The sequence below is a fragment of the Pseudomonas sp. F2 genome (assembly GCF_057174385.1).
Map to the genome: position 1 here is coordinate 4294527 of NZ_CM169904.1, position 12178 is coordinate 4306704.

The window sequence follows — 12178 nt, forward strand, 5'->3', positions numbered from 1 at the left end:
TACTTGGGTAGCCAGAGATTCCATGATGCGCGGGTCGGCAAAAGCATTACAGATTCAACACATCTGTATTAACTCCATACAGATTTGCCATTCCTGAGACTGAATTACCGATTTTTGCTGCATCTGTACTGGTTTAACGAATCACCTGCATCGAGGCAGTGCCATGACCCTGTATGTGAACCTCGCCGAGCTGCTCGGCACCCGCATCGAACAAGGCTTCTACCGTCCCGGTGATCGCCTGCCTTCGGTGCGCGCCCTGAGCGTAGAACACGGGGTCAGCCTGAGCACCGTGCAGCAGGCCTATCGCATGCTTGAAGACAGCGGCCTGGCAACGCCGAAACCCAAGTCAGGCTACTTTGTGCCGGTCGGTCGCGAGCTGCCGGAGCTGCCTGCCGTCGGCCGTCCGGCGCAGCGGCCGGTGGAGATTTCGCAGTGGGATCAAGTGCTGGAGCTGATTCGCGCGGTACCGCGCAAGGACGTGGTGCAACTGGGTCGCGGCATGCCCGACGTGACCACGCCCACCCTGAAACCACTGCTGCGCGGGCTGGCGCGGATCAGCCGCCGGCAGGACATGCCCGGGCTGTATTACGACAACATCCACGGCACCCTCGAACTGCGCGAACAGATCGCCCGACTGATGCTCGATTCCGGCTGCCAGTTGAGCGCCAGCGATCTGGTGATCACCACCGGTTGCCACGAAGCGCTGTCCACCAGCATCCACGCGATCTGCGAGCCGGGCGATATCGTCGCGGTGGATTCGCCGAGCTTCCACGGCGCCATGCAGACCCTCAAAGGGCTGGGCATGAAAGCCCTGGAAATCCCCACCGATCCACTGACCGGCATCAGCCTCGAAGCGCTGGAACTGGCGCTGGAGCAGTGGCCGATCAAGGTCATCCAGATCACCCCCAACTGCAACAACCCGCTGGGCTACATCATGCCGGAGTCGCGCAAACGCGCGTTGTTGACGCTGGCGCAGCGTTTCGACGTGGCGATCATCGAGGACGACGTGTATGGCGAACTGGCTTACACCTACCCGCGACCGCGCACGATCAAATCCTTCGACGAGGATGGTCGCGTGCTGCTGTGCAGTTCGTTTTCCAAGACTCTGGCGCCGGGGCTGCGCATCGGTTGGGTCGCGCCGGGACGGTATCTGGAACGGGTGCTGCACATGAAATACATCAGCACCGGTTCCACCGCGCCGCAGCCGCAGATTGCCATCGCAGAATTTCTCAAGTCCGGGCACTTCGAACCGCATTTGCGGCGGATGCGCACGCAATACCAGCGTAATCGCGACATCATGATCGACTGGGTCACTCGCTATTTTCCGACCGGCACCCGCGCCAGCCGTCCACAGGGCAGCTTCATGCTCTGGGTCGAATTGCCGGAGGGTTTCGATACGCTGAAACTCAATCGTGCGTTGCATGACCAAGGCGTACAGATCGCCGTGGGCAGCATCTTTTCCGCCTCGGGCAAGTACCGCAATTGCCTGCGAATGAACTACGCTGCCAAACCGACACCGCAGATCGAAGAAGCGGTGCGCAAGGTCGGCGCAGCGGCGATCAAACTACTGGCCGAAGCCGACTGACCTTTTTCGAGTGATCAGCGTCCATATGCCGACCTTTGCAGCCGACCGGAACGTTCCTACGTGAGCTTCAGACAGCCCCTACTCGCTTTGCTGATGTTCGCCTCGCTCCTGAGCGGCTGCGCCAGCCTTGATGTACCCCGTGAGCCGAGCCAGGCCTTGCCTGCGTCGAAGTCCAGCTTCGGCCGCTCGATCCAGGCCCAGGCCGCGCCCTATCAGGGCCGTTCCGGCTTCCGCTTGCTGTCCAACAGCACTGAAGCGTTCACCGCGCGCGCCGAGCTGATCCGCAATGCGCAAACCAGCCTCGACTTGCAGTACTACATCGTTCACGACGGTGTCAGCACGCGGATGCTGGTGGAAGAACTGCTCAAGGCTGCCGACCGCGGCGTGCGCGTACGCATCCTGCTCGATGACACCACCAGCGACGGTCTGGACACGATCATCGCCACGCTGGCGGCGCACCCACAAATCCAGATTCGCCTGTTCAACCCGCTGCACCTGGGTCGCAGCACCGGCGTGACCCGCGCAGCCGGACGCCTGTTCAACCTGTCGCTGCAACACCGGCGCATGCACAACAAACTGTTTCTGGCGGACAACAGCGTGGCCATCGTCGGCGGGCGCAATCTGGGCGACGAGTACTTCGATGCCGAGCCGAACCTGAATTTCACCGACATCGACATGCTCAGCGTGGGCCCGGTGGCTGAACAGCTCGGGCACAGTTTCGACCAGTACTGGAACAGTGCGCTGAGCAAGCCGATCGACGAATTCCTCTCCAGCAAACCGAGCATCAAAGACCTGCAAAACACCCGCACGCGCCTGGAAGAATCGCTGGATGAAACCCGCAAACAGAACCACGCGCTGTATCAACAGTTGATGACGTTCAAGACCGCGCCGCGCATGGATATCTGGCGCAAGGAACTGATCTGGGCCTGGAACCAGGCACTGTGGGACGCGCCAAGCAAGGTGCTGGCCAAGGACGAGCCGGATCCGCAACTGCTGCTGACCACGCAACTGGCGCCGGAACTGCGCGGCGTCAGCAAAGAGTTGATCATGATTTCGGCGTACTTCGTGCCCGGCCAGCCGGGGCTGGTGTACCTGACCGGACGCGCCGACGCCGGGGTCTCGGTGAGCCTGCTGACCAATTCGCTGCAAGCCACCGATGTGCCGGCGGTGCACGGAGGTTATGCGCCGTATCGCAAGGCGTTGCTGGAACACGGTGTGAAACTGTATGAGCTGCGCCGTCAGCCTGGGGATAACTATGGCAGCGGGCCGCATTTGTTTTACAGCAAGTCGTTCCGTGGTTCGGATTCCAGCCTGCACAGCAAGGCGATGATTTTCGATCGACAGAAAGCGTTCATCGGCTCGTTCAACTTCGATCCGCGCTCAGTGTTGTGGAACACCGAAGTCGGGGTGCTGGTGGACAGCCCGGAGCTGGCCGGACACGTGCGCGAACTGGCGCTGCAAGGCATGGCGCCAGCCCTGAGTTATCAGGCGAAATTGCAGGATGGCAAGATTGTCTGGGTGACCGAGGACAACGGTCAGATGCACACGCTGACCCAGGAACCCGGGAGCTGGTGGCGGCGCTTCAATGCGTGGTTCAGCACCACGGTGGGCCTGGAACGCATGCTGTAGTCGAATTGAAAACTCATTTGTGGCGAGGGAGCTTGCTCCCGCCTGAGTGCGCAGCGCTCACGAAGTCTTTGGGGCCGCTGCGCAGCCCAGCGGGAGCAAGCTCCCTCACCACAAGAATTCTTTCGCTTTAAGAGCTGACTTAAGCAGGCTCGGCCACTGTGCCGAATGCACCTTGGCGCATCAGCAGAATCACCAACCCGAACGCCCCGACCGCCATCAACAATGGCAACGCATGCCCGCTGATCCACTGGCTGCCCGCCCCCGCGAGCAAAGGCCCGATCAGACAGCCCACACCCCACAGCTGCGCAATGTGCGCATTGGCTCGCACCAGCGCATCGTCGCGATAACGCTCGCCGATCAGGATCAATGACAGGGTGAACAAGCCACCGGCGCTGGCCCCGAACAATACCCACAACGGCCAGATCAGCAGCGTGTCGATCAACAGCGGAATCGCCAGGCTCGACAGCATCAGGATCACCGCGCATCCGGTAAACAACGTGCGCCGCGACAGGTAGTCTGCCAACGCGCCAATCGGCAGTTGCAACAGCGCGTCGCCAACCACCACGGTGCTGACCATCGCCAACGCAATCTCGGCAGTGAAGCCCTGCTGCAGGCAATACACCGGCAGCAGCGTGAGGATCATCGCCTCGAACGCGGCGAACAACGACACCGCCCAGGCAATCGCCGGCAACTCGCGGGCAAATCCCCAGAGATCGCCGAAGGTCACACTGCTGGCTTCACTGCTCGGTGCCCCGCTGCGACCCATCAACAGAAAAGGTGAAACCGTCAGCAGCCCGACGCCGACCCAGAATCCATAATCATGTTCAGTACCCAGCGCCCCCAGAAGCAATGGACCAGACAGTTGGCTCAATGCATAACTGCTGCCATACAGCGCGACCAGCCGCCCGCGCCAGTGTTCGACGACCAGTTGGTTGATCCAGCTTTCGCCAAGGATGAACACGATGGTCAGGATCACCCCGATCATCAGGCGTAATACCAGCCAGACCGGATAACTCGGCAGCAGCGCCAGCAAGCCGATCGACAACGCGCCGGCCCACAGGCACAGGCGCATCAGGTTGGCTGTGCCGAAACGCGCCGCCAGATGACTGGAAATCTTCGCGCCCAGCAATACGCCAATCGCCGGCATCGCCGCCATCACACCGATGGCGAAAGAGCCATAGCCCCAACCCTCCAGACGCAACGACACCAGCGGCATGCTGACCCCCAGGGCCAGACCGACACTCAAGACAGACGCCAACACGGCGAAATACGTCGCCCAACGCATGGTCCACGCTCCTGTGGATTATTTTTATGTACACCACAAAACCAAATGTGGGAGCAAACCCTGTGGTGAGGGGATTCATCCCCGACAGGTCGCGCAGCGACCTCAAAACCTGCACCATCAAATGCACTGGTTTTGCGACTGCTTCGCAGCCGATCGGGGATAAATCCCCTCACCACAGAGACTTGCTCCCACAGGGATCTCTGTTCGATTCGGGAGCCTGATTCACTCAGGCTCCCATCAACGATTTACAGCTTGATCCACGTCGCCTTCAGCTCGGTGTACTTGTCGAATGCATGCAACGACTTGTCACGACCGTTGCCTGACTGCTTGAAGCCGCCGAACGGTGCGGTCATATCGCCGCCGTCATACTGGTTGACCCAAACGCTACCGGCGCGCAGCGCTTTGGCGGTCAGGTGCGCTTTGGAGATGTCCTGGGTCCAGACTGCTGCGGCCAGGCCATACGGCGTATCGTTGGCGATCTGGATCGCCTCTTCGGCGGTGTCGAAAGCGATGACCGACAGCACCGGGCCGAAGATCTCTTCCTGAGCGATCTTCATTGCGTTGCTCACGCCGTCGAAAATCGTCGGCTCGACGTAGGTGCCACCGGTTTCCTGGAGGATGCGCTTGCCGCCAGCGACCAGTTTGGCGCCGTCGCTGTGACCGGATTCGATGTACGACAGCACGGTGTTCATCTGCTGGGTATCGACCAGCGCACCAACGTTGGTCGCCGGATCCAGCGGGTTGCCCGGCTTCCAGGTTTTCAGCGCCTCGATCACCATCGGCAGGAATTTGTCCTTGATCGAACGCTCGACCAGCAGACGCGAACCGGCGGTGCAGACCTCGCCCTGGTTGAAGGCAATGGCACTGGCGGCGGATTCGGCAGCGGCTTGCAGGTCCGGCGCATCGGCGAAGACGATGTTCGGGCTCTTGCCGCCGGCTTCCAGCCATACGCGCTTCATGTTCGATTCGCCGGAGTAGATCATCAACTGCTTGGCGATTTTGGTCGAACCGGTAAACACCAGCGTGTCGACATCGTTGTGCAATGCCAGCGCCTTGCCAACGGTGTGGCCGTAGCCCGGCAGCACGTTGAGCACGCCTTTCGGAATGCCGGCCTCAACCGCCAGCGCAGCGATGCGAATGGCAGTCAGCGGGGATTTTTCAGACGGCTTGAGGATCACCGAGTTACCGGTAGACAACGCCGGGCCGAGTTTCCAGCAGGCCATCATCAGCGGGAAGTTCCACGGCACGATGGCGCCGACCACGCCGACCGGCTCGCGAGTCACCAGACCCAGTTGATCGTGCGGAGTGGCGGCGACTTCGTCGTAGATCTTGTCGATCGCCTCGCCGCTCCAGCTCAGGGCCTGCGCCGCGCCGGGCACGTCGATGTACAGCGAATCGCTGATCGGCTTGCCCATGTCGAGGGTTTCGAGCAGCGCCAGTTCTTCGGCGTGCTGCTTGAGCAGGCCGGCGAAACGAATCATGGTGGCTTTGCGTTTGGTCGGTGCCAGGCGCGACCAGACGCCGGAATTGAAGGTGGCGCGAGCGTTTTCCACAGCGCGCTGAGCGTCGGCGGCGTCACAGCTGGCGATCTTGCCCAGCAGACGGCCATCGACCGGGCTGATGCACTCGAAAGTCTCGCCAGAAACGGCGTCGGTGTATTCACCGTTGAGGTAGGCGCGGCCTTCGATCTTCAGGTCGCGGGCGCGTTGTTCCCAATCGGCACGAGTCAGGGTGGTCATTCGAGTGTCCTCCTCTTGTTGAATAGAGCGCCGCGTTCTTCGCGGTCGTCTTCAGGAATGCTGCCCGGCCAGCCTGCTTTTCGGCCCAAGGCACCCGCCACCCTAAACCAGCGGCCGGGTTTGTTTCAATATATTTGACATAAGCGCGCCATACGACCTTGCGGTGTTCATTTTAATAAACATAGACTTTGGCCCTTTCAAGCCACCGCGCCGTCATCACGGGAGAAAACAACAATGAACATCCAGAACGTCGTCGACATCAGCCTGACCACCAGCGCAGCCGAACGCTATCGCCCGGATCCGGCCAAAGTGCTCAAGGGCGATCCCGAGCAAGCGGTGTTCAACCAGTACGACAGCCCTTGCGGGCAAATGGGTGTCGGCGTGTGGGAAGGCGCGGTTGGCCAATGGACGGTGAACTACACCGAGCACGAATATTGCGAAATCCTGCAGGGAGTTTCGGTGCTGCGTGACAGCGATGGCAATGCCAAGACCTTGCGCGTGGGTGACCGCTTTGTGATTCCAGCGGGCTTCCGTGGCACCTGGGAAGTGCTGGAGGCTTGCCGCAAGGTCTATGTGATCTTTGAACAGAAGGCTTGAGGACTTTCGCTGACTGCTCCGGCCCTATCGCTGGCAAGCCAGCTCCCACAGGTTTTGTGGTTAACACCAATATTGTGAACACCGGTAATCACTGTGGGAGCTGGCTTGCCAGCGATGAGGCCCGGCCTGACACCGCAGAAATTCGAGGCAACAAAAAAGGCCCGCATCTCACGATACGGGCCTTTTTCGTAAGTCGGGAAAAATCAATTACTTGATTTTGCCTTCCTTGTAGATCACGTGCTTGCGAACAACCGGATCATATTTCTTGATCTCGATTTTGTCCGGGGTAGTACGCTTGTTCTTGTCGGTAGTGTAGAAGTGACCAGTACCGGCGCTCGAAATCAAACGAATCAATTCACGCATGATTAGCTCCCTTAAATCTTGCCGTCGCGACGCAGCTCGGCCAGCACAACGCTGATGCCACGCTTGTCGATGATACGCATGCCTTTGGCGGAAACGCGCAGGCGTACGAAACGTTTCTCTTCTTCAACCCAGAAGCGGTGATGCTGCAGGTTCGGCAGGAAACGACGACGGGTTTTGTTGTTTGCGTGGGAAATGTTATTCCCGGTTACCGGACCCTTACCGGTAACTTGACATACTCTCGACATGCCTCAGCCCTCTAAAACCACATGCCCAACCCGGCATGGGTTGGCCGCTTAATCTCTCAGTCATTTGGCGCCAGGCGCCGCGTTTCTTTAGAGGTCTTACCGGCTACACCTACAGTGAAGGAACCGGGCCCCTAGAAAAGAGCGCTGCTTTATACCAGAAAGACCGGGGTGCAACAACAATGGATGTGCAATCGACCGGTAAAAACGCGCATTTTCCGGCTGCGGACGCTTTGGATAAAGGCTGAGGCGCGCTTTGACCACTCGTCGCAGAAAACCGCTCTAAAAGAGGTTCCCGACTTTTCCTCGTGCACCGTGGTCTGAAAAACACCACTGTCCCGGCCCGAAAAATGCAAAAAGGGGATAGTCATTTGCAATCCAGCCCTCTAGGGTAACCCTTTTCCAGACTGCACCTGCAGATGGGCCTTCGATCTGTAAAGGAAGCCGACCATGCGCCTCGCTGCCCTACCCCTGTTGCTTGCCCCGCTTCTGCTGAGCCCCCTGGCCCAGGCTGCCGCCCTGAGCGTGTGCACCGAGGCCAGCCCTGAAGGGTTCGACGTGGTGCAATACAACTCGCTGACCACCACCAATGCCTCGGCCGACGTACTGATGAACCGCCTGGTGGACTTCGACACCGCCAGCGGCAAAGTCGTGCCAAGCCTGGCCGACAGCTGGGAAGTCAGTCCCGATGGCCTGAGTTACGTGTTCAAGTTGCACCCGCAGGTGAAGTTTCACAGCACTGACTATTTCAAGCCGACCCGCACCCTGAGCGCCGAAGACGTCAAGTTCAGCTTCGACCGCATGCTCGACCCGGCCAACCCATGGCACAAAGTGGCGCAAAGCGGCTTCCCGCACGCCCAGTCCATGCAGTTGCCGACGCTGATCAAGAAGATCGACGCACTCGACCCGCTGACCGTGCGCTTTACCCTCGACCACCCGGATTCGACGTTTCTCGCGACGCTGAGCATGGGCTTCGCCTCCATCTATTCCGCCGAATATGCGGACAAGCTGCTCAAGGCCGACGCCACGGACAAGCTCAACAGCCAACCGATCGGCACCGGTCCGTTCGTGTTCACGCGCTTCCAGAAAGACGCCTCGGTGCGCTACAAGGCCAACCCGGACTATTTTGGCGGCAAGCCTGCGGTCGATCCGCTGATCTTCGCCATCACCCCGGACGCCAACGTGCGCCTGCAAAAACTGCGGCGCAACGAGTGCCAGATCGCTCTGTCGCCAAAACCGCTGGACGTGAAGGCCGCACAGGAAGAACCAACGCTGAAAGTGGAAAAGACTGACGCGTTCATGACCGCTTTCGTCGGCATCAACAGCCAGCATCCACCGCTCGACAAACCGGAAGTGCGCCAGGCGATCAACCTCGCCTTCGACAAAGCCAACTACGTCAAAGCCGTGTTCGAAGACACTGCCGAACCCGCCAACGGCCCTTACCCGCCGAACACCTGGAGCTACGCGAAGAACCTGCCAGGCTATCCGCACGACGTGGCCAAAGCCAAGGCGCTGCTGGCCAAGGCCGGACTCAAGGACGGTTTCCAGACCACCATCTGGACGCGTCCGTCCGGCAGCTTGCTCAACCCGAACCCGAGTCTGGGCGCGCAGTTGCTGCAATCGGACCTGGCAGAAATCGGCATTCAGGCGGAAATCCGCGTGATCGAGTGGGGCGAACTGATTCGCCGTGCCAAGGCGGGCGAGCATGATCTGCTGTTCATGGGCTGGGCTGGCGACAACGGCGACCCGGACAACTTCCTCACGCCGCAGTTTTCCTGCGCAGCGGTCAAGTCCGGCACCAACTTCGCCCGCTACTGCAATGCCGACCTGGACAAGCTGATCAGCGCCGGCAAGACCACCAGCGAACAGGGCGTGCGCACCAAACTCTACGAGCAGGCGCAGGCGCAGATTCAGCAGCAGGCGCTGTGGTTGCCACTGGCCCACCCGACCGCCTATGCGCTGACGCGTAAAGACGTTCAGGGTTACTCCGTCAGCCCGTTTGGGCGGCAGGACTACTCCAAGGTCAACCTGAAATAACCCACCACAACACAAAACCTGTGGGAGCTGGCTTGCCAGCGATAGTGGACTGACAGACAGCATTGTGCTGAATGTGCCGCCGCCATCGCTGGCAAGCCAGCTCCCACAGGGTTTTGCATTCTCCCACCGGATCTACATCCAGCCACACTCCGCCATCGACAGCGGTTCGCCATCGCCGACGATAAAGTGGTCAAGCACCCGAACGTCAATCAGATCCAGAGCCTTCTGCAAACGCTTGGTCAGTTGCCGATCCGCCTGGCTCGGATCGCTGTTCCCCGATGGATGGTTGTGGCAGAGAATCACCGCCGCCGCGTTGTTGGCCAATGAGCGCTTCACCACTTCCCGGGGATGCACGCTGGTATTGTCGATCGAGCCGCGAAATAGCGCCTCGAACGTCAGCACTTGATGCTTGGAATCAAGAAACAGGCAGCCAAACACCTCGTGGGGCTCATGGCGCAGCATGGATTTGAGGTAATCCCGAACAGCCTGTGGATTCTCCAGTGCCGGCTCTCTACGTGAGCGCTCGGCCAGATACCGGCGGTTCATTTCTTGGGCAGCCTGCAACTGCGCAAACTTTGCGGGCCCCAGCCCCAACTGTTTGCTGAATGCTTCCTGATCGGCCTCAAGCAACAAACGCAGGCTGCCGAACTGATTCAACAAGTGTCGCGCCAGGTCCACTGCGCTTTTTCCGGCGACTCCCGTACGCAAAAAAATCGCCAGTAACTCGGCGTCTGAAAGGCTCGCAGGGCCCTGTTCCAACAACCTTTCTCGCGGCCGCTCCGCCGCCGGCCAATCGCGAATGCTCATACACGTTCCTTGTCTGTGGGCGCCGCTGTTCCGTAGCGGTCGCTGTGATATCGTAGCCCATCTTTTTTGCGGGCGAATTCACCCTGGGGAGGGGGTTTCGCCACGTATCAACCACGAAATGAAAGGCAGACCTATGCAGCGGCTGTATCGGAAACGCATCGTTCTGGGCGTCGGCGGCGGCATTGCGGCCTACAAGAGCGCCGATCTGGTTCGTCGCCTGATCGACCAGGGCGCCGAAGTGCGCGTGGTCATGACCCATGGCGGCGCCGAGTTCATTACCCCGCTGACCATGCAAGCGCTGTCCGGGCACCCGGTTCACCTCGACTTGCTCGACCCGGCCGCCGAAGCGGCGATGGGCCACATCGAGCTGGCCAAGTGGGCCGATCTGGTATTGATCGCCCCGGCCACCGCCGACCTGATCGCCCGTCTGGCCCAGGGCATCGCCAACGATTTGCTGACCACGCTGGTTCTTGCTACCGACGCCGTAGTGGCGGTCGCGCCGGCAATGAACCAGGCCATGTGGCGCGATCCGGCGACCCAGGCCAACCTGCAACTCCTTGAAAGCCGTGGCCTGAAGACCTTCGGCCCAGCCTCCGGCAGCCAGGCCTGCGGCGACGTCGGCATGGGCCGGATGATGGAAGCCACCGATCTGGCGCAGTGTGCGGCGGACTGCTTCCAGCGTCAGGCACTGACCGGCAAGCACGTAGTGATCACCGCCGGCCCGACCCAGGAAAACATCGACCCGGTGCGCTACATCACCAACCACAGCTCCGGGAAAATGGGCTTTGCCCTCGCCGAAGCCGCGGTGGAAGCCGGCGCCCGCGTCACGCTGATCAGCGGCCCGGTACACCTGCCAACGCCGGATCGCGTCACGCGCATCGACGTGGTCAGTGCGCGGGACATGCTCGCGGCCTGCGAATCCGCCATCCCGTGTGACGTGTTTATCGCCTCGGCTGCGGTAGCGGACTACCGTCCGGAAGTCGTTGCCCCGCAAAAACTCAAGAAAGACCCTACAAGTGGCGACGGTTTCGTCCTGCAAATGGTGCGTAACCCGGACATCCTGGCCACCATCGCGACCCGTTCCGACCGTCCGTTCAGTGTCGGCTTCGCCGCCGAGACCGAACACCTGCTCGACTACGCTGCACGCAAGCTGAAAGACAAGAATCTCGATTTGATCGTCGCCAACGACGTGGCCAATCCGAGCATCGGGTTCAACAGCGAAGAAAACGCCTGCAGCGTGATCGACCGTGAGCTTCACGCCACCGTTTTCGCCCAGACCAGCAAGGGCAAGATCGCTCGCCAACTGGTCACTTTTATCGCCGAACGTCTGAACCAGGTTTAATTTACATGCACGCTTTGCAAGCCAAGATCCTCGACCCCCGCATCGGTACCGAATTCCCGCTGCCGCAATACGCCACCCCGGGCTCCGCCGGCCTCGACCTGCGCGCCATGCTGGAGCAGGACATCGTGATCAAGCCGGGTGAAACCGTGCTGATCCCTACCGGTCTGTCGGTCTACATCGGCGACCCGAACCTCGCCGCGCTGATCCTGCCGCGCTCGGGGATGGGCCACAAGCACGGCATCGTGCTGGGCAACCTCGTCGGCCTGATCGACTCGGACTACCAGGGCCCGCTGATGGTGTCCTGCTGGAACCGTGGCCAGAGCGACTTCACCATGACCGTCGGCGAGCGCCTGGCGCAACTGGTGCTGGTGCCGGTAGTACAGGCGCACTTCGAAATGGTGGAAGAGTTCGTCGAAACCGAGCGCGGCGCGGGCGGCTTCGGTCATACCGGCACTAAATAACCCTGAAACATTATTGTGGCGAGGGGATTTATCCCCGATGGGCTGCGAAGCGGCCCCAAGACTTTTGGATCTGTTGCGCAGCCATCGGGGA

At 60.5% G+C, this 12178-nt stretch carries 11 protein-coding genes; 6 read left to right on the forward strand and 5 right to left on the reverse strand.

Annotated features, from left to right (window positions below; genetic code table 11):
• The first annotated feature begins 163 nt into the window (after positions 1–163).
• Together AC193Q_RS19405 and AC193Q_RS19410 are read left to right on the forward strand one after the other, a co-directional pair.
• A complete protein-coding gene (locus AC193Q_RS19405; RefSeq protein ID WP_483878704.1) occupies positions 164–1585 on the forward strand; it encodes an aminotransferase-like domain-containing protein in 1422 nt (473 codons plus the stop codon).
• A gap of 60 nt (positions 1586–1645) precedes the next feature.
• Positions 1646–3214, forward strand: coding sequence for a phospholipase D family protein (locus tag AC193Q_RS19410; protein ID WP_095668020.1), 1569 nt, complete (start codon positions 1646–1648; stop codon positions 3212–3214).
• A 139-nt stretch (positions 3215–3353) separates the two neighbouring features.
• On the opposite strand, the gene AC193Q_RS19415 is transcribed toward AC193Q_RS19410, so the two are convergent.
• Positions 3354–4499: an MFS transporter gene (locus tag AC193Q_RS19415; RefSeq protein ID WP_483878705.1), complete on the reverse strand. Its 1146-nt coding sequence runs from the start codon at positions 4497–4499 to the stop codon at positions 3354–3356.
• A 245-nt stretch (positions 4500–4744) separates the two neighbouring features.
• A complete protein-coding gene (locus AC193Q_RS19420; RefSeq protein WP_041071948.1) occupies positions 4745–6238 on the reverse strand; it encodes an aldehyde dehydrogenase in 1494 nt (497 codons plus the stop codon).
• Positions 6239–6472: 234 nt separating this feature from the next.
• Here AC193Q_RS19420 and AC193Q_RS19425 point away from each other — a divergent pair, with 234 nt between their 5' ends.
• Positions 6473–6835, forward strand: coding sequence for a cupin domain-containing protein (locus AC193Q_RS19425; protein ID WP_041071946.1), 363 nt, complete (start codon positions 6473–6475; stop codon positions 6833–6835).
• 207 nt (positions 6836–7042) lie between these two features.
• Here AC193Q_RS19425 and rpmG read toward each other — a convergent pair whose 3' ends face one another.
• Entirely contained in the window at positions 7043–7198 is a 156-nt protein-coding gene (gene rpmG / locus AC193Q_RS19430; RefSeq protein WP_003177274.1) for a 50S ribosomal protein L33, read from the reverse strand.
• An 11-nt stretch (positions 7199–7209) separates the two neighbouring features.
• Complete coding sequence (gene rpmB, locus AC193Q_RS19435) at positions 7210–7443, reverse strand: 50S ribosomal protein L28 (protein WP_003229474.1); 234 nt, start codon at positions 7441–7443, stop codon at positions 7210–7212.
• 447 nt (positions 7444–7890) lie between these two features.
• On the opposite strand from rpmB, the gene AC193Q_RS19440 reads away from it, so the two are divergent.
• Positions 7891–9477, forward strand: coding sequence for an ABC transporter substrate-binding protein (locus AC193Q_RS19440; RefSeq protein ID WP_086792427.1), 1587 nt, complete (start codon positions 7891–7893; stop codon positions 9475–9477).
• Between the two features lie 132 nt (positions 9478–9609).
• On the opposite strand, the gene radC is transcribed toward AC193Q_RS19440, so the two are convergent.
• A complete protein-coding gene (gene radC / locus AC193Q_RS19445; protein WP_047297276.1) occupies positions 9610–10284 on the reverse strand; it encodes a RadC family protein in 675 nt (224 codons plus the stop codon).
• Between the two features lie 133 nt (positions 10285–10417).
• Here radC and coaBC point away from each other — a divergent pair, with 133 nt between their 5' ends.
• Together coaBC and dut are read left to right on the forward strand one after the other, a co-directional pair.
• Complete coding sequence (coaBC, locus tag AC193Q_RS19450) at positions 10418–11626, forward strand: bifunctional phosphopantothenoylcysteine decarboxylase/phosphopantothenate--cysteine ligase CoaBC (RefSeq protein WP_121182734.1); 1209 nt, start codon at positions 10418–10420, stop codon at positions 11624–11626.
• Positions 11627–11631: 5 nt separating this feature from the next.
• Positions 11632–12087, forward strand: coding sequence for a dUTP diphosphatase (gene dut, locus AC193Q_RS19455; protein WP_003229483.1), 456 nt, complete (start codon positions 11632–11634; stop codon positions 12085–12087).
• Positions 12088–12178 lie beyond the last annotated feature (91 nt).

Coding starts and splice junctions, on each gene's coding strand:
- AC193Q_RS19405 (WP_483878704.1), top strand. CDS start 164: ATGACCCTGTATGTGAACCTCGCCGAGCTGCTCGGCACCCGCATCGAA.
- AC193Q_RS19415 (WP_483878705.1), bottom strand. CDS start 4,499: ATGCGTTGGGCGACGTATTTCGCCGTGTTGGCGTCTGTCTTGAGTGTC.
- AC193Q_RS19420 (WP_041071948.1), bottom strand. CDS start 6,238: ATGACCACCCTGACTCGTGCCGATTGGGAACAACGCGCCCGCGACCTG.
- AC193Q_RS19425 (WP_041071946.1), top strand. CDS start 6,473: ATGAACATCCAGAACGTCGTCGACATCAGCCTGACCACCAGCGCAGCC.
- rpmG (WP_003177274.1), bottom strand. CDS start 7,198: ATGCGTGAATTGATTCGTTTGATTTCGAGCGCCGGTACTGGTCACTTC.
- rpmB (WP_003229474.1), bottom strand. CDS start 7,443: ATGTCGAGAGTATGTCAAGTTACCGGTAAGGGTCCGGTAACCGGGAAT.
- AC193Q_RS19440 (WP_086792427.1), top strand. CDS start 7,891: ATGCGCCTCGCTGCCCTACCCCTGTTGCTTGCCCCGCTTCTGCTGAGC.
- radC (WP_047297276.1), bottom strand. CDS start 10,284: ATGAGCATTCGCGATTGGCCGGCGGCGGAGCGGCCGCGAGAAAGGTTG.
- coaBC (WP_121182734.1), top strand. CDS start 10,418: ATGCAGCGGCTGTATCGGAAACGCATCGTTCTGGGCGTCGGCGGCGGC.
- dut (WP_003229483.1), top strand. CDS start 11,632: ATGCACGCTTTGCAAGCCAAGATCCTCGACCCCCGCATCGGTACCGAA.